Source organism: Arthrobacter sp. ok909 (assembly GCF_900104405.1).
Classification (GTDB): domain Bacteria; phylum Actinomycetota; class Actinomycetes; order Actinomycetales; family Micrococcaceae; genus Arthrobacter; species Arthrobacter humicola.
Genome location: NZ_FNJS01000020.1, coordinates 47,841 through 69,281, shown reverse-complemented (window position 1 = coordinate 69,281; position 21,441 = coordinate 47,841). Strand labels below are relative to the sequence as shown.

Genomic DNA, 21,441 nt, shown 5'->3' with positions numbered 1-21,441 from the left:
TTTGAGCGCCTCCGTTTCCGGCGGATATTGACTTCCACCCCTTCTTGATTGGAGTTCCATGAATTCTGGAGACGTCGCCTGGATCCTCGCCGCGAGTGCACTGCTGTGCATCATGATCCCCGGCCTTGCCCTGTTCTACGGCGGCATGGTCGGCTCCCGCAGAATCCTGAACATGATGATGATGTGCTTCGGAGGCATGAGCATCGTCGCGGTCCTGTGGGCGGTGTTCGGCTACTCCATGGTCTTCGGCAATTCCATCGGCGGTGCCGGACTCCTGGGGGACGTCACCGAGTACTTCGGCATGGAGCAATTACTGGCCGAGGACCCGAACGCGCCCATACCCGCAGCACTGTTCGCCGCATTCCAGCTGTTCTTTGCCGGCATCACCACCGCCATCATCGCCGGAGCAGCCGCCGGACGCATGAAATTCGGCGCATGGATGACCTTCGCCGCCCTCTGGGCCACCCTGGTCTACTTCCCTGTCGCCCACTGGGTATTCGCATTCAGTTCGGCCGACGGCTCAGTGACCGGCGGCTGGATCGTCAACAGCCTCAAGGCCGTCGACTTCGCCGGTGGAACGGCCGTTCACATGAACGCCGGAATCGCGGCCCTCGCCCTCGCCCTGGTCCTGGGACGCAGCGCCGGCTGGCCCAAGAGCGAACACACCAAACCGCACAGCCGGCCGCTGGTACTGGTCGGCGCAGGTCTCCTGTGGGCCGGCTGGTTCGGCTTCAACGCAGGATCGGCGCTCACCGCCGGGCAGTCCGCATCCGTGGTGTTCCTGAACACTGCCGTCGCCGCTTGCGCCGGCCTCCTGGCATGGGCCCTGGTGGAACGCATCAGGCTCGGCAGTGCCAGCAGCATGGGCGCCGCCTCCGGCCTGATCTCGGCCCTCGTCGCCATCACTCCCGCGTGCGGCGCCGTCAGCCCCCTCGGCGCCCTGGCCATCGGTGTGATCGCCGGCGCCATCTGCTCCCTGGCCATCGAACTGAAGTTTCGCATGGGCTTCGACGATTCACTCGACGTCGTCGGAGTCCACCTGGTCGGCGGCATCCTCGGCACCCTCCTGATCGGCTTCTTCGCCACGGACGCCGCCCCCAACAAGGTCAACGGGCTGTTCTACGGCGGAGGCTTCCAACTCCTCGGGATCCAGACCGTCGCCACCCTGGCCGTGCTCGCCTATTCCTTCGTCGTGACGTGGGTCATCGCCAAGCTCCTCAACGTCACCATGGGCCTGCGCGTCCATGAGGCCGATGAACTGCGCGGCATCGACTTCGCCGCACACTCAGAGGCCGCGTACCTCAGCGACGAAGAACCGGTGGAACTCGGCTCCCCGAGCCGTGCCTAAGGCGTCGCAGGAACGGCCGCGGCTTCAATTGCCCTCACCCGCCATCGTCCGCACCGGCCACCTGCCCAGGATCCCCTGGAAGAACAGGGCAGGCACCACCAGGGAAGTCGCAGTCTTCCCGGGTGGTGCCGGTCCGGACAACTTCTCATGGAGAATCAGCGTGGCCGACATCGGCGAAGACGCAGCCTTCTCAACCTTTCCCGGCACCGACCGGCATTTTCTCCTCGCAACCGCCAGCACCCTCACCATGGACATCGGCGGGACATGCCGCACTGCCACCTACGGCCGGCCGGAAGCCTTCCCGGGAGACGCGGCCACGACAGTCAGATTGTCCTCTGGACCAACTTCCGCCATTAACCTCATCACAAAGCGTGCCCACTGCACCGGAGCTGTCTCCGTGGAACGCCATGACGGACCGTTCATCCCCGACGTGAACGCCGTCGCCCTGGCACTCCTTGACGGAGCCGCATGGATTGACAGCGGAGAGAGTCCGGAACCCCTCGACTTTCTAATGTGCGGCCCAACAACGGAACGAATTCACTTCAAGGAAGCACTGGTGGCCACCTTCTCTGTGTTCCCCTAAGACATGGCCGGGCACAGGCCTGACGAGACACTCGGCTTCATAACGGAGCCAAGTAGCTGCCGTCTCACCGGCCCGTGTCGCAATCTCCAGATAAGGAGGAATTCCTCGGCCCATGGCCGGCCGGGGTTGACGGTCGGGTGAACTCCGGTATCGAAGCTATGGGCAACTATCGCCGGCAATTAGCAACGCCAGAGGACGGCGGCGGGAGTCACCTCCCGCCGCCGACCTCTGGTGTTCAGCCGTCTGTCCGTGGCGACGCCCCCTACAGCTGGGCGCGCAGTCCCGCGATGATCACTTCGAGCCCGAAATTAAAGGCGTCTTCTCCCCGCTGCCGGGGTGGTCCGGCATGTTCGAGCGCGCGTGTGAGCGCCGGAAATCCCTCGCCCGACGGCGCCCACACGACATCGGGCGCAGCCAGATCAAGGGCCGCACCGAGGGCGAAGCTGTCGATGGTCGTGATGGCCGAGACGACATCCTTGCCCTGAAAGCCAGCGCCCTCCAGCGCCAGGGCCAGATCCTCATACAGGCCGATGACCTTGACGTCCTGCACCGTCTGCAGGACCATCAGCGGGGCCAGCCTGGGATGCCGGGCGAACGCGTCACGGTAGGCGCGGATCACTGCACGGAGGGTGTCTTCCCAGCTCAGCCCCTGAAGTGCGGGATATGGAGTCTCGCTGATGATACGCCGGCGCATCAGCTCAAGGATCTCCTCCCGCCCGCTGACGTGGTTGTAGATCGATGACTGGCTGACTCCGATGCGCCGCGCCAACTTGGGCAGGCTGAAGTCGCCGGTCTCATCGACCAGTTCGAGGCTGGCGGTTACGAGTCCGTCGATGGATATCAGCGGAGCGAGCGGGCGGCCCATGGGATTCTCCAATCAGTGGCTCATAAGAACCTACACAATTCTTGGGACTCAGTATTGTGCGCCGAGTCACAGGGACCCATAATAAACGAAAGGCTATCGTTTATGAGAGCTCCTGCCCCCTCCAAAGGAACCCCCACATGTCCGACACGCAAACACAACCGTCCAAGACGGCGGCCGAGAACGGCCTCAAACGCAATGCCATCGGCACAGGCGGCATCGCCTTCCTGGTCATTTCCGCGGCCGCCCCGCTAACCGTGATGGCCGGCGTCGCGCCGGTTGCCATTGCGACCGGCGGTATCGGTGCCCCCGCCGGCTATCTGATCGCCGGCGCGGTCCTCACGATCTTTGCCATCGGCTTCATGGCCATGACCCGGCACGTCAAGGCTGCCGGAGGCTTTTACACCTACATTTCACTGGCAATGGGCAAGACGGTAGGCCTGGCCTCCGCCGTCCTGGCGATCGTCTCGTACAACTGCCTGCAGATCGGCGTTTACGGGCTCTTTGCGGTGCAGACCCAGTCCATGCTTCATTTCATCTTCGGTCTCGACGTCCCTTGGCCGGTCGTGGCGCTCAGCGCCGTGGCCGCCGTATGGTTCCTCGGTTACCGCGGCATTGATGTCGGCGCCAAGGTGCTCGGGGTCCTGCTGGTCGCCGAAACCGCCATCCTCGCAGTGATGGGCGCGGGCATCCTCTCGCGCGGGGGTGCCCACGGGATCAGCGGCTCCTCCTTCACCCCGGAGAATGCCTTCAACCCTGGAGTACTGGCAATTCTGGGCATCTGCTTCGCCGCGTTCATGGGGTTCGAGTCCACCGTTCTGTACAGGCGGGAGGCGCGGAATCCGGACAAATCCGTCCCCCGGGCGACCTTCATCGCCGTGGGCTTCATGTCCGTCTTCTACGCCTTCATTGTCTGGACTGTGGTCCAGGCGTACGGTGACGGCAACGTGGTCCAGGCGGCCGGGCAGCTTACCAACGGAATGTTCTTCGCGACCATCAACCAGTACGTCGGTCCGTGGGCCGAGGTGGTCATGTATGTGCTGATTGTCACCAGCGTCTATGCCTCCCAGTTGGCGTTCCACAACGCCATCAACCGCTACGTCTACATGCTGGCCCGTGACGGCGTCCTGCCGGCTTTCCTCGGCAGGACCCACTCCAGGTACAAGTCCCCGCACCGTGCCGGCCAACTGCAGTCCGTGCTCGCCGCCGCCGTGATCATTGTCTGTGCAGTCCTCGGCGCAGACCCGTACCAGCAGCTGTTGATCTGGGTAAACACGCCCGGCATCTTTGGCATCGTCGGGCTGCAGGGCCTGGTCTCCGTGGCCGCCTTCATCTACCTTCGCCGGAACCCCTCGGCGGTGACGAACCGCCTGCTCGTTCCGCTGAGTATCGCCTCCGCTGTCCTGCTCTTCGCGGTCGTCGCAATGATCGCGGTCAACATCGAGCTGCTCACCTTCGCCGACACCCTGACCAACACCATAATTTTGCTGGTCACTCCTGCCGTCTTCCTGGCCGGACTCCTCACCGCCCGCCGGCTGCGCACCCGGCGGCCCGCGACATTCGAACGCATAGGAAGTTTTGAAATCCATGAATCCTGATCTGATCCTGCTCACCGACACTATCCACACGTTGGAAGGCACGACGGAACCGGCACAGGCTGTGGCCGTAAAGGACGGCCTGATTACCGCCGTCGGCAGCCGCACGGACGCCCCGGACTGGCGGGCGGCCGGGACCCAGGTGCTTGACCTGGGCGCTGCCACGCTGACGCCGGGGCTGGTGGACAGCCACATCCATCCGGTCCTTGGCCTCGATATGACCGCCGGCCGGGATCTCTCCGGCGCCCGGACCCTCACCGAGGTGCGCCAGCTATTGCACGCTGAGGCCGTCGCCGCCGGGCCGGGCGGATGGGTGCGGGGCTGGGGGCTGGACCCCAACGTCTTCGGCTCATCGCGCGTGCACCGGGAGGCCGTTGACGACGTCGTCGCCGGACGCCCCGCCCTGATCCGGCTCTTCGACGGGCACTCGGCGCTGGCCAGCGTCCGCGCCCTGGAGCTGGCCGGCATCACCGGCCCGCGAGTCTTTGAACAGGCCGCCGAGGTGGTCTGCGACGACACCGGGGTGCCGACGGGACTGCTGCTGGAGGCGGCGGCCGTAGACCTTGTGGAGCGGCACGCGCCGACGGAGCCGTTCGCAACCCGGAAATCCCGGCTGGCGGAACTGCTCCGCCGCTTTGCCCGCTCGGGGCTCACCGGCGGACACGTCATGGACCTCGGCGCGGGATCGCTCGAACTCTACCGCGCGCTGGAGAACGACGGCGACCTGCCGCTACGGCTGCGCTGCGCCGCCTGGTGCATGCCCGGAAGCGGAGAGACGGAGTGGGCGGAACTTGCGATGATGCTCCGGGAGGGCGGCCGCCGCTGGTCGGTGGATGCCATCAAGCTCTTCGTGGACGGAACCATTGACAACGGCACGGCCTGGCTCTTCGAGCCGGACTCCTACGGCCAATCCACCGCCCCCTTCTGGCCGCGCCCGCAGGAGTATGCCGAAGCAGTCCGATACTTCGCCGGTCGCGGCATTCCGACTGCGACCCACGCGATCGGGGACGCCGGCGTGGCCCACGTGCTCGACGCCCTGGAATCGCTGCCTTCCTCGACTCCCGCGGCGGTCCACCGGGTGGAACACATCGAATCCATCCCGGACAACCTGATCAAACGGTTCGCCCGACTGGACGTCGTGGCCAGCATGCAGCCGACCCACTGCACCCACTACTCGCGGGCGGACCACAGCGACAACTGGTCCACGCGACTGGGCAGGGAGCGGGCCGATCGCGCTTGGCGCTGCCAGGATCTTCGCAGAGCGGGAGTGACCCTGGCCCTGGGGTCGGACTGGCCCATCGCACCGTTCGAGCCGTTGCCCGTTATGGCCGATGCCCGTTTGCGGCGGCCTGCCGGACGGCCGGACGAGGCGCCCATCGGGCCAGGCCAGGCGCTCACAGCCCTCCAGGCGCTGGAAGGCTACACCTCGCACGCCGCGCGCGCGGCAGGCCTATTCCACAGCACCGGATCAATATCTGTCGGCAAACGCGCAGACTTCACTGCCTTTGAATGCGATCCGCTAACAGCAGACCCCGATGAATTGGCCGGCAGCAACATCCTGGGCACGGTCGTGGACGGAGATATCCAATTCATGCTCGACCGGGTGGAATAGCCCAGCGGCTGTAAGCACTACGGCGGGCGGAATGCTCAACCATGGGCTTTTCCACCCGCCCGATCGAGTTGCGCGGCATATTTGTTCACACTCCCCTCACCCGGTTGACAGCCTCACGGTCTTGAGCCAATAATGAACGTCATTCATTTATTTGCACCCTCCTCTTCTGCCTGCACCGGCAAGCGGCGTCGCAGGCCCGCCGTCAGGGCGTTAGCCCCACCACTGGGGACGGTGCGCTGGCCGCAAGAAACACGTCCGGGCCCGGAAGCGGACGTCATCGTGCGTGGACTTGCATCGCACCTACACCTTCCTCAAAGAAAGGCGACATCATGAGCGACGATCACGACTGGAGCAACCTGGTCGGCCGGCCGGTGGAGGTATGGAAGGACGGGCAGCTCATCCGGACCGGCTATGTGGACGACGTCGCCCAGGCTGCAGGCGCCCTATGGCTCGCAGGCCACGGCGCGGACAGGCGGGCGCTCTATCAAAAGGCGGACGGCTATTCCGCCAAACCGGTGTGCGAGGCGGCGCCGTGAATCTCTTGGCCGGTACCGGAACCGTGCAGAGCATTGAGGTCCTCGCCCGGGACCGGGAGTCGATGGACCGCGGTCTCAATGCCGCGGTGGAGCTGATGACGGAAGTCGCTGTCGGGCTCGCCGCCCATGGCATCCTTGTGAGCCGTCTTGAGGACGGGCTCTTCCGCGTCGGGTTGAGCGAGGGTGTCCCCTTCGGCTATACGGAACAGCGCGACTGCCGACCGTAATTCCCTGGCATCCACACCGCTTCGAAGGCGGTGGCGTGCGGTCCCCAATCAGGCTCCCGCCGCGGCCGAGGCAGAAAGGCATCAGCCCTGGGAGGAACCCACCCGCTGCAGCGAACCGCGCGCCGCGCCGACCATCCCCTCGACAGCGCGGGCCAGGTGCGTGCCGCGGTCACTGACGCCGTCCCAGCGCACCAGCGCCTGGGCGTTCAGCCCGTCGATCATCCCCAGAATCTGCCAGGCGACAGATGCGGCGTCGGAGGTCTCGAACTCACCGGCCGCAATGCCGGCCTCCACCACGCCTTGCAGCATGGCCTGCCACGCGTCCATCTGATCGCGGACGCACACGGCCAACGCCTCGTTGCGCCGGCCCATGGTCCAGGCATCCACCCAGACCGCGGTGACATCCAGGCGGCTGCTGTCCAGCAGGGTGTCCAAAAGGTAGGCAAGCTGCCCGCGGGCTGACGGCATCCGGTCCAGGGTTGCCTGCACTTCCGCCGCTTCGGTGGCGACGATGCCGGTGAAAGTGGACGCCACAAGGGCCTCAACATTGGGCTGATAATGCGCCACCAGGCCGGAAGCCACCCCCACCCGGGCCGCCACATTGCGCAGGGTTATCGACCCGAGCCCCTGCTCCAAGGCAATAGTCCGGGCCGCCTCTGAAATTTCGCTGGCGCGTTCCCCTGGCGTCTTTCGGACGGCGCGTTTCCTCTGTGTGCTTGACATCACCTAACAGTCTAGAGTAATTTTCAACGTTATTGATCGTTTGATCAATAACGGCTTGGCGTCGACCCTATGCGCGCCCCTCATTGGAGAGGAGGCGTGCAGTGCCGACGCAAAAAGGACTAAGGAGCCCTTCTCATGGCGTGGAGAATGCCCGCTGAAACCGCACCTCACGATCGAACCTGGATGGCGTTCCCACGCACCGGCCTGACCCTGGGCGACGACGCCGCTTCAGCCGAGGAGGCCTATGCGGCCTGGACGGCCGTCGCCCACGCGGTTGCCGAATTTGAGCCGGTCACTATGGTGGTGGATCCCAGCGAGCGGCAGCGGGCTGCCGACATGCTGGGCAGCGGCATAGAACAGCTTGAAGCCCCGCTCGATGAGTTCTGGATGCGCGACGTCGGACCGACCTTCGTCGTCGACGACGAACGCCCCGGTGTGCTCGGCGCGGTGGACTGGGTCTTCAACGGCTGGGGTGCACCCAAGTGGTCCGAATGGGAGAAGAGCGCCGGGATGGCGCGCTTCGTGGCCGCAAAGACCGGTGCTGAGCTCGTCAGCTCGCTGCTGGTCAACGAGGGCGGTGCCATGCACGTCGACGGCGAGGGCACCGTGCTCGTGACCGAAACCGTACAGCTAGACCCGGGACGGAACCCGTACGCGGACAAAGCCCGCGTCGAAGCTGAGCTGGCACGAACTATCGGCGCCCGCAAGACCGTCTGGGTGCCGCGCGGTCTGACCCGCGACTACGAGGATCTGGGCACCCGCGGCCACATCGACATGGTGGCCACCCTGCCCTCCCCCGGCCGGGTCCTGCTCCACACCCAGATGAATCCGGAGCATCCTGACTATGAGGTCAGCCGAACCCTGCAAGCGTTCTTCGAAACCCAGACGGACGCCGCAGGCAGGCCGTTCCGGATCCTCCCGCTGCCGGCCCCGCAGACACTGCGCGACGAGGAAGGGTACGTGGACTGGAGCTATGTCAACCACCTTGTGGTCAACGGCGGTGTGATCGCCTGCGGCTATGGCGAAGAGAGGGGGGACGCGATGGCCGCGGAAATCCTTGCGGAGGCATACCCGGGGCGCCGCGTGGTGACCGTCGACGCCCGCCCGATTCTGGCCCGCGGCGGGGGCATCCACTGCATCACCCAGCAGCAGCCCGCGCTCGACGGGCCGGTGGCGTGATGACGGGCTTCGACGTCGTCGAGGCGTCCATCGCCCAGTTGCGTGATGCTTTGGAGTCCGGCCGGGCCAGCAGTGAGGAAGTCACCCGGGCCTACCTTGAGCGCATCGCAACCTACGACCGCAACGGCATCACGCTGAACTCGCTCGTCGTCATGAACCCCGATGCCCTGGCGGACGCCCTGGCCTCTGACGAGCGCCGGGCCGGGGGCACGACGCTCGGCCCGCTGGACGGCATCCCGTACACGGCCAAGGACAGCTATCTGGTGAAAGGCCTCACCGCCGCGGCCGGTTCGCCTGCTTTCGAGCATCTCGTGGCGCAGCGCGACGCGTTCACCATCGAACGCCTGCGGGCGGCAGGCGCGGTGCTCATCGGCCTCACCAACATGCCGCCCATGGCCAACGGCGGCATGCAACGCGGCGTCTACGGCCGCGCCGAGAGCCCCTACAACGCCGATTTCCTCACGGCGGCGTTCGGCTCCGGCTCCTCCAACGGTTCTGGCACCGCGACGGCGGCAAGCTTCGCGGCCTTCGGCCTCGGGGAAGAGACGTGGTCCAGCGGGCGCGCGCCGGCGTCGAACAACGCGCTGTGCGCGTACACACCCTCGCGTGGGGTCATTTCCGTCCGCGGAAACTGGCCGCTGGTGCCCACCATGGATGTGGTGGTGCCGCACACGCGTTCCATGGCGGACCTGCTCGAGGTGCTCGACGTGATCGTGGCCGACGACGCACAGACCCGCGGCGACTTCTGGCGGGTCCAGCCGTGGGTGGACGTCCCGGCCGCCTCGATGCTCCGCCCGTCCTCCTACCCTGCGCTGGCACCGGCGGATGCCCACGAGGCACGGTCAGTGTTGAAGGACAAGCGGCTGGGCGTGCCGCGGATGTACGTCAACGCTGACCCCGACGCCGGCAGCAGCGAGAAGCCTGGCATCGGCGGGCCGACCGGCCAGTGCATCCATACCCGCGGCTCGGTCATGGAACTGTGGAAAGCGGCACGGCGCGATCTCGAGGCGGCCGGCGCCGAGGTTGTGCTGGTCGACTTTCCCGTCGTGTCCAACTATGAAGGAGACCGCCCCGGGGCACCCACGATCGCCACGCGCGGCCTGGTGAGCCCGGAATACCTGCAGCGGGAAATCATGGATCTCTCGGCCTGGGCCTGGGAAGACTTCCTCGCAGCAAACGGCGACCCTGCCCTGAATACCTTGGTTGCGGTGGACGGAGCAGCGATCTTCCCCCATCCGGACGGCGCGCTCCCGGACCGCTATACCGGCTTTGATGACGACATCGCCAACTACCCGGGATACATCCGCGAGCACGGCGCCTCATCGTTGACGGACATCCCGCATCTCGAAGGTGGGGTGCGGGGCCTGGAGAAGACCCGCCGCGTGGACCTGGAGGAATGGATGGACAGACTCGGACTGGACGCCGTGCTGTTTCCCGCCGCCGCGGACGTCGGGCCCGCCGACATGGACGTCAACGAGGCCTCGGCAGATCTTGGCTGGCGCAACGGCGTTTGGGTCGCCAACGGCAACCTCGTGCCGCGTCACCTGGGCATCCCGACCGTCACGGTGCCCATGGGCACGATGGCCGACACCGGCATGCCCGTTGGCCTGACCCTCGCGGGCCGGGCCTACGATGACACCTCGCTGCTGCGCCTGGCCGCCGCGTTTGAGGCAACGGGTTCCCGCCGGACAACTCCCCCACGGACGCCCCGGCTGGGGTAAGCCATCCGGGCATATCCGGATTGAGTACTTGGCCGGCGGTCTATTCCGCCTGTTGCGGTGCACCCAAAGCGTTGTAGCCGTGCGGGTTGTTCTTCTGCCAGCGCCAGTGGTCCGCGCACATCTCATCCACAGTCCTCGTGGTGGACCAGCTCAGGTCCGCCAGGGCCGAGGCCGAGTCGGCCCAGAAGGCGGGGAGGTCGCCGGCGCGGCGTCCGGTGATCTCGTAAGGGATCGGACGGCCCACGGCCTTCTCGAAGAAGTGCAGGACCTCGAGCACGGAGGAGCCCTTGCCGGAACCGAGGTTCCAGCGGAAGACGCCGGCCCGGCCCGCCACGTGGTCGAGCGCGGCGACGTGTCCTTCGGCCAGGTCCACCACGTGGATGTAGTCGCGCAGACAGGTGCCGTCCGGGGTGTCGTAGTCGCCGCCGAACACCATCAGCTTCTCGCGCCGGCCCACCGCCACTTGGGCGATGAACGGTACAAGGTTGTTGGGAATGCCCTGCGGATCCTCGCCGATCCGGCCGGAGGGGTGGGCGCCGACGGGGTTGAAGTACCTCAGGAGGGCGATGTGCCAGCGGCCGTCCGCCGCTCCGAGGTCGGCAAGGATATCCTCGATCTGTTCCTTGGTCCGGCCGTAGGGGTTGTTGGCGCCGATCTCCATCTTCTCCACGTAGGGGATCGGGTTGTGTTCGCCGTATACCGTCGCCGAGGAGCTGAAGACGATTGACCGGACGTTGTGCCGGTCCATCGCCCGGAGCAGGTTCAGGGTGCCCACGAGGTTGTTGTGGTAGTACATCAGGGGCTCCCGGACGGACTCACCGACGGCTTTGAGGCCGGCGAAGTGGATGACGGCGTCGACCGGGTATTCGGCGAAGACGGCGTCCACGGCCGGCTCCTCGACCAGGTCCACCCGGCGGAAGGCCACGGGCGTGCCGCTGAGCTCGGCAACCCGGCGCAGCGATTCCTCGCTGGAGTTGACCAGGTTGTCGATCACCACCACCTCATGGCCGGCTTCCTGCAGGGACAGAACGGTGTGCGAACCGATGTATCCGGTGCCTCCGGTGACCAGAATTCTCATTGAATGCGCTCCGCTCCGGCCGCCGGGGTGACGGTGAAGATTTCCGGCCGGGTGAATCCCGCCTCCGTAAAGGCGCGGACGACGGCGTCGCGGACGTCCTGCTCATGCTCCACGGGAGTCAGGGCGATCGCCGAGCCGCCGAACCCGCCGCCGGTCATGCGGGCACCGATGGCGCCGTGGGTCCGGGCCGTGTCCACGGCGAGGTCGAGCTCGGGGCAGGAAATCTCAAAATCGTCGCGCATTGAGGCGTGGCTGGCATCGAGCAGGTGACCGATATGGGCCGGGCCCTGGGAGCGGAGGGTGTCCACCGTCTGCAGGACGCGGTCGTTTTCGGTGACGATGTGGCGGACCCGCCGGAAGGTGGTCGGATCGAGCACCTCGCTGGCGTTCTGAAGGTCGGCGACGGCGACATCCCGCAGGGCACGCACGCCCAGGACCTCGGCGCCGAGCTCGCAGGAGGCGCGGCGGGAGGCGTAACCGCCGTCGGCGTGGGAGTGTGAGACTTTCGTGTCGATGACGAGCAGGACCAGTCCCGACTCCTGCGCCTCGAACGGCACGAGTTGAACGGATTGGTCCCGGCAGTCGAGGAAGACGGCGTGGCCGCTGGTGCCGCGCAGTGATGCCGACTGGTCCATGATGCCGGTCGGCGCGCCGACGAACGCGTTTTCGGCGTGCTGGGTCAGCAGGACCATCTCCTGGGCCGAAAGCCCTGCACCGGTGAGCTCGTTGAGGGCCGTCACGACGGCGCATTCAATCGCGTGGGACGATGACAGGCCCGCCCCCAGCGGGACATCGGAGTCCAGCAGCAGATCGAAGCCGGGAACCTCGACGCCGCGCTGCTGCAGCGCCCACACGACGCCCAGGGGGTACTTGGCCCAGCCGGGCGCGCTGCCGGGCGTCAAGGCCGCGGCGTTGGCCTCCACAATGCCGTCGTCGCCGGAGGTGGACAGCAGCCGGACGGTGGAGTCGCCCCGGAGCCGGACCGCCGTCGTCGCCCGCTTGTCGATGGCGAAGGGCAGCACGAAGCCTTCGTTGTAGTCGGTGTGTTCACCGATCAGGTTCACCCGCCCTGGGGCGGCCCAGACGCCGTCCGGGGCGGCCCCGAAGGTGGCCTCAAAGCGGCTGATCAGGCTGTCCGGATGGGCGTCGGCGCGAGTGGTCGTGTTCATGCAGGGGCGCCTTCCGGGGTCAGGGTGGTGCGGGTTGCGGTGCCGGCGACGTCACTGGCCACTTCCCGTAGCCGGGCGGCGACCGATTCGGGGGTGGTGTCGTTGATGTAGGCCCCCATCGCTGCTTCGGAGCCCGCCAGGTACTTGAGCTTGTCGGCGGCACGCCGGGGGGAGGTCAGCTGCAGATGCAGTTGGCCGGCCCGGCGCATCTCCGTCTCCAGAGGGGCCTGGTGCCAGGCCGCAATGTAGGGGGTCGGCGTCGGGTACAGGGCGTCGAAGCGCCGCAGGAGATCCGGGTAGAGGTGCGCCAGCTCATCGCGTTCGGCCCCGCTCAGCGCGGCCAGATCCGGAACCTGACGGTGCGGGACGAGGTGGACTTCCAGCGGCCAGCGCGCGGCAAACGGCACATAGGCGCTGAAGTGTTCGCCTTCCAGGACCATGCGGCTGCCGTCACTGCGCTCGGCCTGCAGGACGGACGCGGCGAGCGTTGCCGTGCCGTCCGAAGCATCGAAGTACGCGCCGGCCGCGGCGGCCAGGACGGCGGCACGCGGCGTCACGTAGGGGTAGGCGTAGATCTGCCCGTGCGGGTGGTGCAGCGTGACGCCGATCTCGGCGCCCCGGTTTTCAAACGGGAATACCTGCCGGATTCCGGGCAGGGCGCTGAGGGCCTCGGTCCGGTGGGTCCAGGCGTCAATCACGGTCCGTGTGCGGCGCCAGCCCAGTTCGGCGAAGGACCCGGTGTGCTCCGGGGTGAACGCCACCACCTCACAGCGGCCCACGGCCGGCGTCGAGGTTCCCCAGGCAAGCGCCGTCGGGAGCTCGCTCGCGGCGGGGCCCAGTGAGGGGAAGCGGTTTTCAAAGACAGCGACGTCGTAGTCCGGAGCCGGAATCTCGGTCAGGTTGGCCGGCGTCGTCGGGCAGATCGGGCACTGGTCCGCCGGCGGCAGGTGCGTACGGGACTGCCGGTGGGCGGCGACGGCGACCCATTCCCGGCTGAGCGCGTCGAAGCGCAACTGGCCCGGGTCCGGGCGGACGGGCAGTTCGCGGTGGTCCGTCAGGGATTCGGGGGCCCGTTCCGCTGTGCCGGCATCGTCAAAGTAGAGGATCTCCCGGCCGTCGGCCAGGAAAGTCGTAGTGATGCATGTCATGTTCACATTTGTACACTAACGTTCGAATGAAAACAATATCGAACAAAGTGAAACATTGCCGGTGCTGCGAGGACGGGTCGTTCGCATTGCGGACCGCACGTGGGCATCAGCACGATCGCTGCCATGGAGGAGGGGGCGCGCATCGACGACGACGGGCCTGGCAGCGGCCGAGACCGGATAGCCGAACCGGCTCCGAACCGGCTCCGAACCGCAGGACGGGTGCTTCCGACAGCGGCGCTTGCCCGCCGTCGTTCGTTCAGCTGCCTGTTTCTCAGGGGTAGGTGGGGATCGCGATGTACTGGTTGATGTTCGTGGACCGGAAGGTGTCAAACGGCAAGGTCTCCTGCCCGCCCTCCGGATTTCCCACCACAACGGTTTGGTCGGAGGCGTTCACGTCCAGCACTGCGTAGGAGTGGTCGGATACCAGCCTGCCGTTGGAGTTTGAGGTCCCCAGCGTGACGAGGCCGTTCGCGAAATCCTGCTGGACCTGCTCAAAGCTCACTTGCGTCATGGGGCCGCCGGGGTTGCGGTCGACGCCCACCTTGCCGGTGATGGCATAGAGACCATTGTGCACATCGTGATCCTGGGCGTTGCTGAGGTCCGTGCCTTCGATGCCTTTATAGCTGTTGCCGTTCGCGGCCGCCCAGCCTTTCTCGATAATCGCCGCCCACGAAACGTTCTTGCCACCGATATTTTCGATGCCATTTTCGACGGTTTTGCCGCGGCGATACGGGAGGTCACCGTTGACCGTCACCTGCACCGGATTGGGCACCCCGTCATACTTGCTGTGAAATGAAATGGTGTAAGTGCCGTCACCATTGTCGTGAATCATGTTTTGAATGGTGTCGGGCTCCCGCGCGGCCACCGTCAGCAGGGCCGCCAGGAAATAGCAGTCTCCGACGTCGCCCTGCTTGATATTCGTCAGGTCGCCAGAAATATTCGGCTTACCGTTAGTATCAAGCGCAAACAGCACCTGATTCGGTACTGCCTGGTAGGTCCCGCGACTCACCGAGGGGTTTGTGCCCGCAGGCCCCGATGCCTCCGGAGGCGCCGATGCTCCCGGACTCGACGTGGAGTTCGGCGTAACGGTCGCCCGGTAGATGAAAACAAGCGAAATTCCGAGAATCACCACCACAGCTATCAATGAGTAAATGCCGATGGCGCGAAATTTAGCTGATCCGAATGCTGCACGTTTCATGTGACGTGCCCTCCCGTTCTGCGGGCTCCTGCCTGGGCGGCGACATTGCCGCGCCAAGGTCCAGCGGCATCCTCGCCGTCGGACCTGGTAGCTGATCAAGTCGCCAACTAATGAACAGCTTGCCGTAGGCAACCAGACCTGCGCAAGGACCGGCGGAGGATCCACAGGCAAAACACATGGAAGTCACAGGGGAGACCGCGGCTTGGCCCGCTCAGAGCTGTGTCCGCGCCCTCTGGAGGTAGGCCATCAGACCGGCCAGTTGAGTTGTGGACCATGGCAGGTTGGCGCTAAGCGCCTCACCGTTGTCTTCCCACATGGCCCGTGCCGCGGCTTTGGTTTGGTCGCCGGAGTGAAACATTGAACCCACTTCGTCCCAGGAGCTTGCCCAGTCCTGGACGGCTGGCTCAGACACCGGTGTGCCGGCATCCACGTACCGGAGGCCTTCCTCGACCAGGGCGGCCCACTTCCGTTTGGCTTCCTCAACCCGATCTTCACCGAGTTCAAGCCTGCGGGCCGCCAGTTCCTGGCGCTGCTCCAGGGTGAAGTGGTTTTCGAGCACCGTGATCATCTCCAACGTTGTCAAGAATTGTTCCGGGGTGGGCGTTTCCGGCCCGTCGAGGCGGGACAGCAGATTCCCTAACCGGTTCTGGAGCATCTGGACCTGCTCGACGTGGCGACGAACATGAACCAGTTGCTGTTGCAGGAGTATCCGCAGAGAGGGCAGGTCATCGTCCGTGGGTTGCAGCGCGGTGGCGATTTCGGCCAGTGGCAATCCGAGCATCTGAAGGGCCCTGATCCGGTAGAGCCTCCGCAGGTCCTGCTCGGTGTAGCGGCGGTGGCCGGAAGCCGTTCTCCTGCCTGCGGACAACAACCCGATCTCGTCATAGTGATGGAGTGTCCGGACCGTGACGCCGCACGCTTTCGCAAGTTCACCGATACTCCACAGTGGTTCATCCCCGGTTGAATCTGCCATGCAGACAACGCTAGTTCCTGACGTCGCGTGAGGTGCAAGAGACCGTCGCCGAAGCGGCGCGGGGCGGCAACCCCGTCCCTTCCCGAGCGGACCGGGACTGCCGGTGCAACCCGACGCCAACGGGAACGACACATCTGGCACGTCCGCCCTCGTGCTGACACACTGAGCCGATGAGTGATCCCCTCCCCCAGTCCCGACGGCCTGGCATCCGCGCCGCGATGTTCGTGGACTTCGACAACGTCTACACGGGCCTGATGGCCTTGGACCCCGCCGCGGCCAAGAGGTTCGCCGAGGATCCCAAGCACTGGACGGAAGCGCTGGCCGACGGCGGCACAGGCGCGGAATCCCGGCGCTTCCTGATCCGCAACTGCTACCTCAACCCGGTGATCTACTCCAAGTACCGGCCCTATTGGACCCGGGCGGGCTTCCGCGTGATCGACTGCCCGTCCCTCACGCAGCGCGGCAAGTCCAGCACCGACATCAACCTGGTCCTGGACGCGATGGATGCGCTGTCCGGAGCGGCGCATGTTGAGGAATTCTTCGTCGCCTCGGCGGATGCGGACTTCACCTCGCTGGTTCAGCGGTTCCGGGCTGCCGACCGGATGACGACGGTCATCGCCGCCGGCGCTGTGGCGTTCGCGTACCGGGAGATGGCCGACAGCGTGGTGGAGTCCCACGACTTCGTCGCAATCCTCAACGGCACCTCGGCCGAGATCCCCCGCATGGTGCCGTCCGCCGGACTTGCCGCCCCGCTCCGCACCGCGCCGGGTGTTTCCGTGGCCGCGACGACGGCCGCCGACGAGGTCCGGGCCCTGGTGCAGGCCGCGCCGGGTCCGGTCACCGGGGCCGTGGCAGCGCACAGGGCCCTGACGGCTGACCCGTCGCTGAAGACCGATTGGGGCGGTCACGGAAAGTTCGGGGCCTGGATCGCGCAGATCGGCCAGGGCGTCCAATACTCGTCCACGCCGTCGCCCGGCTGGGTGTGGGATGCGAAGCGGTTCTCGCCGGAGCTGTCCTCGCTGGCCTCCGAAGGCAGGCCGGCGATCGAGGAGCAGGTCACCCGGGTCACCGACGTGCCGGCCCTCTCCGCCGATCAGTTCCGGCAGGTCTTCGTCTCGCTGGAGGCGAAGCTCCGCGAGCACCCCGGCAACCGCAGCGAACTCGCCCGGTCCGTCCGGGACGATTGTGTGGCGGCCGGCCAGCCGGTGTCCCGCTCGGCCGTCAACTTCGTGATCCAGGGCGTGGTGTACGCCGGCGGCTCCCTCGCCGACGACATGACTGCTAGGGACCTCGCCGCCGCGTGGGCCAGGAACGTTGAAGAGCTCTGCCGTCTGGCGCTCATGGAGTTCGACGACGCCGAGAAGCTCGCGCTCAAGCGCTGGGCCGGCGGCGGCCTGCTGGAGCCCGACGCCGGCAATTCCCGGGCCTAAGGCTGCGCCCCACGCACCAGGACCACCGGTTGTTGTCTTTCTCCTGCGCTAGCTAGCTAGCCTTCGGCAAGAACCTCTGCCAAGACTTCAATGAAGGCCGTCTGCACCGCAGGTCTGCGCCGGCCGGCCATCGTCTGAATCTGCGCCTGCCGCTGGTGAAATACCGGATGATCGATAGCCACGAAGGCAAGCCCGTCCTCCCCCTCCGGATGAGCCACAAGACGGCTCATCAATGCCGCCCCGGCTCCTGCCCGGGCGAATTCCAAGGCAGGGCTGACCTGATCGGCCGACAGTGCAATCCGCGGCGAAATCTGTTCCATCTGCACGGCTATGTCGAAAAGCTCTCGCTGGCTGAGGCCTTTGGCGGGAAGGGTAAGCGGATATGCACACAGTTCGTCCAGGCTCACGCTGCTTCGATCCGCGAGCGGATGTCCTGTGGCTACCACGGCGAAGGCCGGAGCGGCCGCGGAAAACTCAACGGTCACATCACGTTGGAGCCCCAGCGCGTACACGGCGGCGATGTCTGCCTGGCCGTCGACGACCATCCGCGTCGCTTCGGCTGAAGAGACCACATCCAAGTGAAAGTCGACGTCGTGATAGTCCACGGTGAATCGGGCAATCGCCCGGGGAACCCTGCACCTGGCAAGCCCTTCAGAACTGACAATGTTGATGATCCGCTTTTGCCGCTTGTCAAAATCTTGAAGTTCCCGGATCAGCGCCTCTCCTTCGGCTTCACTTCGCCGAGCGTGCGCAAGTAGGAGCCGTCCAGCCTCCGTCAACGTCATTCCTCGCGGATGCCGCGCAAACAGCGTGACGCCGATCGTGCGCTCCAGGTTGCTTATCTGCCGGCTAATGGCGGACGCCGACACGTGCTGGGCGATGGCAGCTTCCGTAATTGAACCGGTTCGGGCCACGTCATGAAAATAGAGCAGTGCAGTAGGAAGCATCCTCATTGGCCCCATCTAAGCTCCGGTTTGCCTTGAAGTCAACGCCACTTGATAAAACGATGCTGGTTTGTGAGCTGGCGCACTCCTAACGTTGATTCCGTTCACCCGGCACAAGGCACTATCCCAGGAGCACCGACCATGACCCTTCCGCAGGAAATATCAAGCATTGCAGAGGCATATGCTTCAGACGGACAACTGTTCGAGGAGCTGAAGCGCCTGGTTTCTTACCAGACGGAGAGTGCTACCGCAGCCGGGCGAATTGCCTTGAAAGCATACCTGGAAGATGTTCTCGTTCCAGCCCTGGCCGAACTCGGCTGCGACACTGAGCTTCATCCCCACTGGAACGGCGGGACCAACTCGTTTCTGGTCGGCACCCGATTCGAGTCCGAGGAACTTCCAACCGTCCTTTGCTACGGGCACGCAGATGTTGTCGGTGGTCAGGACGATGGCTGGGACGACGACCGCAGCCCGTGGATCCTCGCCGCTGACGGCGACCGCTGGTACGGCCGCGGAACGGCCGACAACAAGGGACAGCATCTGATCAACCTTGCGGCGCTGCGCATCCTGCTGAAAAGCAATGGCCACCTGGGCTTCAATCTGAAATTCCTCTTTGAATGCGGCGAGGAGATCGGGTCGCCCTCGCTGGATGAATTTTCCTCGGTCAACAAAGACAAATTGGCAGCGGACGTCTTCATTGCATCAGATGGCCCCAGACTGAGCGCGGACTCGCCGACAATCTTTCTCGGATCGAGGGGCGGAATCACGTTTGAACTGGACGTCAACCTCCGGTCCGGCAGCTACCACTCCGGCAACTGGGGCGGTCTGTTGCGCAACCCGGGAACCACACTGGCAGCCGCCATCGGCACCTTAATCGACGGACACGGAAGGATTCTCTTGCCGGAACTGCTTCCAACAAACATCCCCGAGTCCGTGCAAACGGCGCTCAGCAACATTGCCATTCCTCACGCTCCCGGGGACCCGCACATCGACACTGACTGGGCGGACACCGGCCTCACACCAGCCGAAAGACTCTACGGCTGGAACGCCCTGGAGGTTCTGGCCCTTGGCTCCGGCGACATCGGAGCACCGATCCACGCGATCCCGGGCTCGGCACGTGCGATACTCCAGCTCCGGTTCGTGGCAGGCACGCCGACAGACACTGTCGAAGACACCATCCAGGCCCACCTTGACCGCCACGGATTCGAAATGGTGCGGGTGCGCCAAACGACATTCTTTCCCGCGAGCCGCCTCGACCCCGCCAATCCCTGGGTGGAATGGGCACGCCGTTCCATCCACAACACCACCGGCATCCAGCCCACAGTGCTGCCGAACATCGGCGGTTCCCTGCCGAATCACGTCTTTGAGGGCATTCTGGGGCTTCCGACGCTTTGGATCCCGCACTCCTATCCCGGCTGCCTCCAGCACGCACCCAACGAACACATGCTGGCATCCATCGCCAGCCAGGGTCTGCAGATCGCCTGCGGCCTCTTCTACGATCTGGGCCAGACCGGCGTCAACGCCGAACTTCCGCTCTCCGCGACCACAGCCTGAGCCAACCAAATACCGGAGCAAAACAATGAACCCTGCACAAAAGGCCTCCCCGACAGGAACTGTCGTCGCCGGCCCCAAACCATCAGCCGGCAACCCGTTCCTAAACAGGACGCCCCCGCAAAAAATGACCTCGCCCGTCCGCGGGGTTGCGGCCGCGACGATCGGCAATGCGCTCGAATGGTTCGACATGTCCATCTACGCGCTGCTGGCCATCTACATAGGAAGGAACTTCTTCCCATCCGATAATCCTGCCACCGGGGTCATCCAGGCTTTCGCAGTTTTCGGCGCGTCCTATCTGATCCGCCCGTTGGGTGGCCTGGTCCTTGGCTCCTATGCCGACCGGAAGGGCCTCAAAAAAGGTCTGATGCTGACAATCCGCCTAATGGTGCTGGGAACCGCGCTGATCGCGTTCATGCCAAACTATGATTCCATCGGCATTCTGGCGCCCATTGGGATCATCGTGGCACGTCTCATTCAAGGCTTCTCCGCCGGCGGTGAGTTTGGCGCGGCAACGTCCTACCTCATCGCACAAAACTCAGAACGCCGCGGCTTCCTGGGAAGCTTCCAATTCGCCAGTCAGGGTCTGGGATCACTGACCGCAGCAATCTTCGTTGTCGCGCTCACAACGGTGGTGTCAAACGAAGACATGATGTCCTGGGGCTGGCGGATACCGTTCGTCTTCGGACTTCTGGTTGGACCTGCCGGCTACTACATCCGCAAATTCGTCGACGAAGCACCCATAGACCACGGGCCCGATCCGGAACGCCACGAGCCGATCCGCGACCTCTTCAAGAGCCAGAAAGTGGGCATCCTTATCGCTGGCGGCGCCCTCGTCGTATCCACTGCAATGAGCTTCATCCTTGACTACATGCCCACCTTCGGCATCCAACAACTCGGGCTCCCCAAATCGTCGTCATTCTTCTGCCTCGTTCTCACCGGCATCATTCTGACGTTCGGAACTCCCATGGTGGGGCACTTGTCTGACAAGTACGGCAGAACCAAAATAATGATTCCTGCAGCTTGCGCCATCGGAATCTCGGTAATTCCGCTGTTCCTTTGGCTCAATGCCGGACGCACGTTCTTCGTTCTGGCCTCCGTCATGGTCATACTCGCGCTACTCAAGGCCATCTATTTCGGTGCTCTGCCGTCGGTCATGTCCGATGCCTTCCCCGCCCGGGCCCGCGCCACCGGGTTGTCATTCAGCTATAACACTGCCGTCGCCGTCTTCGGAGGCTTCACCCCGATGATCGCCGCGTTCCTCGTCCAAGCGACCGGACAGAATATGTCCCCCGGCTACTACATCGCCGCACTCTCCTGCCTCAGTATCGTTGCCCTGAGCTGCGGCATGAAGTACCGCGGGATCCGGTGATAAACGAGAGCCTAAACTGACCCCTGACGCTTGGTCAGCGGCGGGCTGCTGGAGTCATCCCAGGCGAGCCCCGGGCCTGATTGCTGCTCCCGAACGGACGACGGCGGGACACACCTCCCGCCGTCGTCCGCTTGCGTTTAACGTGTTGTGCCGTGCCCTTCGCCTGGGCCGACCCTCAACGAGTCCCCTCGA

The 21,441-nt window shown here is 65.2% G+C and carries 19 protein-coding genes; 11 read left to right on the top strand and 8 right to left on the bottom strand.

Going from position 1 to position 21,441, the window contains the following annotated elements; translation table 11 throughout:
* Positions 1-58 precede the first annotated feature (58 nt).
* Positions 59-1,348, top strand: coding sequence for an ammonium transporter (locus BLR03_RS15740; RefSeq protein ID WP_091254395.1), 1,290 nt, complete (start codon positions 59-61; stop codon positions 1,346-1,348).
* Complete coding sequence (locus BLR03_RS15735) at positions 1,245-1,931, top strand: HutD/Ves family protein (RefSeq protein ID WP_139184574.1); 687 nt, start codon at positions 1,245-1,247, stop codon at positions 1,929-1,931. Before BLR03_RS15740 ends, BLR03_RS15735 begins: the two co-directional genes overlap by 104 nt.
* A 262-nt stretch (positions 1,932-2,193) precedes the next feature.
* Here the strand turns inward: BLR03_RS15735 and BLR03_RS15730 are convergent, their stop codons facing one another.
* Positions 2,194-2,796 carry a TetR/AcrR family transcriptional regulator C-terminal domain-containing protein gene (locus BLR03_RS15730; RefSeq protein WP_091254391.1) on the bottom strand — a complete coding sequence of 201 codons (603 nt, stop codon included), beginning with the start codon at positions 2,794-2,796 and terminating at the stop codon, positions 2,194-2,196.
* A 137-nt stretch (positions 2,797-2,933) separates the two neighbouring features.
* On the opposite strand from BLR03_RS15730, the gene BLR03_RS15725 reads away from it, so the two are divergent.
* The 4 genes from BLR03_RS15725 (at position 2,934) to BLR03_RS15710 (ending at position 6,763) form a co-directional block, all read left to right on the top strand.
* Positions 2,934-4,391 carry an APC family permease gene (locus tag BLR03_RS15725; protein ID WP_091254388.1) on the top strand — a complete coding sequence of 486 codons (1,458 nt, stop codon included), beginning with the start codon at positions 2,934-2,936 and terminating at the stop codon, positions 4,389-4,391.
* Positions 4,381-6,000, top strand: coding sequence for an amidohydrolase (locus tag BLR03_RS15720; RefSeq protein WP_091254386.1), 1,620 nt, complete (start codon positions 4,381-4,383; stop codon positions 5,998-6,000). Before BLR03_RS15725 ends, BLR03_RS15720 begins: the two co-directional genes overlap by 11 nt.
* 329 nt (positions 6,001-6,329) lie before the next feature.
* The gene (locus BLR03_RS15715; protein ID WP_091254383.1) at positions 6,330-6,536 is read left to right on the top strand and encodes a hypothetical protein; all 207 of its coding nucleotides are present in this window, start codon (positions 6,330-6,332) and stop codon (positions 6,534-6,536) included.
* Complete coding sequence (locus BLR03_RS15710; protein WP_139184573.1) at positions 6,533-6,763, top strand: hypothetical protein; 231 nt, start codon at positions 6,533-6,535, stop codon at positions 6,761-6,763. The genes BLR03_RS15715 and BLR03_RS15710 overlap by 4 nt, the downstream gene beginning before the upstream one ends.
* 81 nt (positions 6,764-6,844) lie before the next feature.
* Here BLR03_RS15710 and BLR03_RS15705 read toward each other — a convergent pair whose 3' ends face one another.
* A complete protein-coding gene (locus tag BLR03_RS15705; protein WP_091254378.1) occupies positions 6,845-7,486 on the bottom strand; it encodes a TetR/AcrR family transcriptional regulator in 642 nt (213 codons plus the stop codon).
* 135 nt (positions 7,487-7,621) lie between these two features.
* On the opposite strand from BLR03_RS15705, the gene BLR03_RS15700 reads away from it, so the two are divergent.
* On the top strand, positions 7,622-8,665 hold the full coding sequence (locus BLR03_RS15700; protein ID WP_091254376.1) for an agmatine deiminase family protein: 1,044 nt from the start codon (positions 7,622-7,624) through the stop codon (positions 8,663-8,665).
* Entirely contained in the window at positions 8,665-10,386 is a 1,722-nt protein-coding gene (locus tag BLR03_RS15695) for an amidase (RefSeq protein WP_091254373.1), read from the top strand. Before BLR03_RS15700 ends, BLR03_RS15695 begins: the two co-directional genes overlap by 1 nt.
* A 40-nt stretch (positions 10,387-10,426) precedes the next feature.
* Here BLR03_RS15695 and galE read toward each other — a convergent pair whose 3' ends face one another.
* From galE to BLR03_RS15670, 5 genes are all read right to left on the bottom strand, one after another.
* Entirely contained in the window at positions 10,427-11,464 is a 1,038-nt protein-coding gene (gene galE, locus BLR03_RS15690) for a UDP-glucose 4-epimerase GalE (RefSeq protein ID WP_091254370.1), read from the bottom strand.
* Complete coding sequence (gene galK / locus BLR03_RS15685; RefSeq protein ID WP_091254368.1) at positions 11,461-12,633, bottom strand: galactokinase; 1,173 nt, start codon at positions 12,631-12,633, stop codon at positions 11,461-11,463. Before galK ends, galE begins: the two co-directional genes overlap by 4 nt.
* On the bottom strand, positions 12,630-13,781 hold the full coding sequence (gene galT / locus BLR03_RS15680; protein ID WP_091254366.1) for a galactose-1-phosphate uridylyltransferase: 1,152 nt from the start codon (positions 13,779-13,781) through the stop codon (positions 12,630-12,632). The genes galK and galT overlap by 4 nt, the downstream gene beginning before the upstream one ends.
* 271 nt (positions 13,782-14,052) lie before the next feature.
* Complete coding sequence (locus tag BLR03_RS15675) at positions 14,053-14,979, bottom strand: C2 family cysteine protease (RefSeq protein ID WP_091254363.1); 927 nt, start codon at positions 14,977-14,979, stop codon at positions 14,053-14,055.
* Positions 14,980-15,190: 211 nt separating this feature from the next.
* The gene (locus BLR03_RS15670; protein WP_091254361.1) at positions 15,191-15,952 is read right to left on the bottom strand and encodes a MerR family transcriptional regulator; all 762 of its coding nucleotides are present in this window, start codon (positions 15,950-15,952) and stop codon (positions 15,191-15,193) included.
* Between the two features lie 170 nt (positions 15,953-16,122).
* On the opposite strand from BLR03_RS15670, the gene BLR03_RS15665 reads away from it, so the two are divergent.
* A complete protein-coding gene (locus BLR03_RS15665; RefSeq protein WP_091254359.1) occupies positions 16,123-17,382 on the top strand; it encodes an NYN domain-containing protein in 1,260 nt (419 codons plus the stop codon).
* Positions 17,383-17,438: 56 nt separating this feature from the next.
* Here the strand turns inward: BLR03_RS15665 and BLR03_RS15660 are convergent, their stop codons facing one another.
* The gene (locus BLR03_RS15660; protein WP_175460578.1) at positions 17,439-18,329 is read right to left on the bottom strand and encodes a LysR family transcriptional regulator; all 891 of its coding nucleotides are present in this window, start codon (positions 18,327-18,329) and stop codon (positions 17,439-17,441) included.
* A 138-nt stretch (positions 18,330-18,467) separates the two neighbouring features.
* Between BLR03_RS15660 and BLR03_RS15655 the strand changes: the two genes are divergently transcribed.
* Both BLR03_RS15655 and BLR03_RS15650 read left to right on the top strand, forming a co-directional pair.
* Entirely contained in the window at positions 18,468-19,880 is a 1,413-nt protein-coding gene (locus tag BLR03_RS15655; RefSeq protein WP_091254355.1) for a M20 family metallopeptidase, read from the top strand.
* 25 nt (positions 19,881-19,905) lie between these two features.
* The gene (locus tag BLR03_RS15650; protein ID WP_254788535.1) at positions 19,906-21,249 is read left to right on the top strand and encodes an MFS transporter; all 1,344 of its coding nucleotides are present in this window, start codon (positions 19,906-19,908) and stop codon (positions 21,247-21,249) included.
* Positions 21,250-21,441 lie beyond the last annotated feature (192 nt).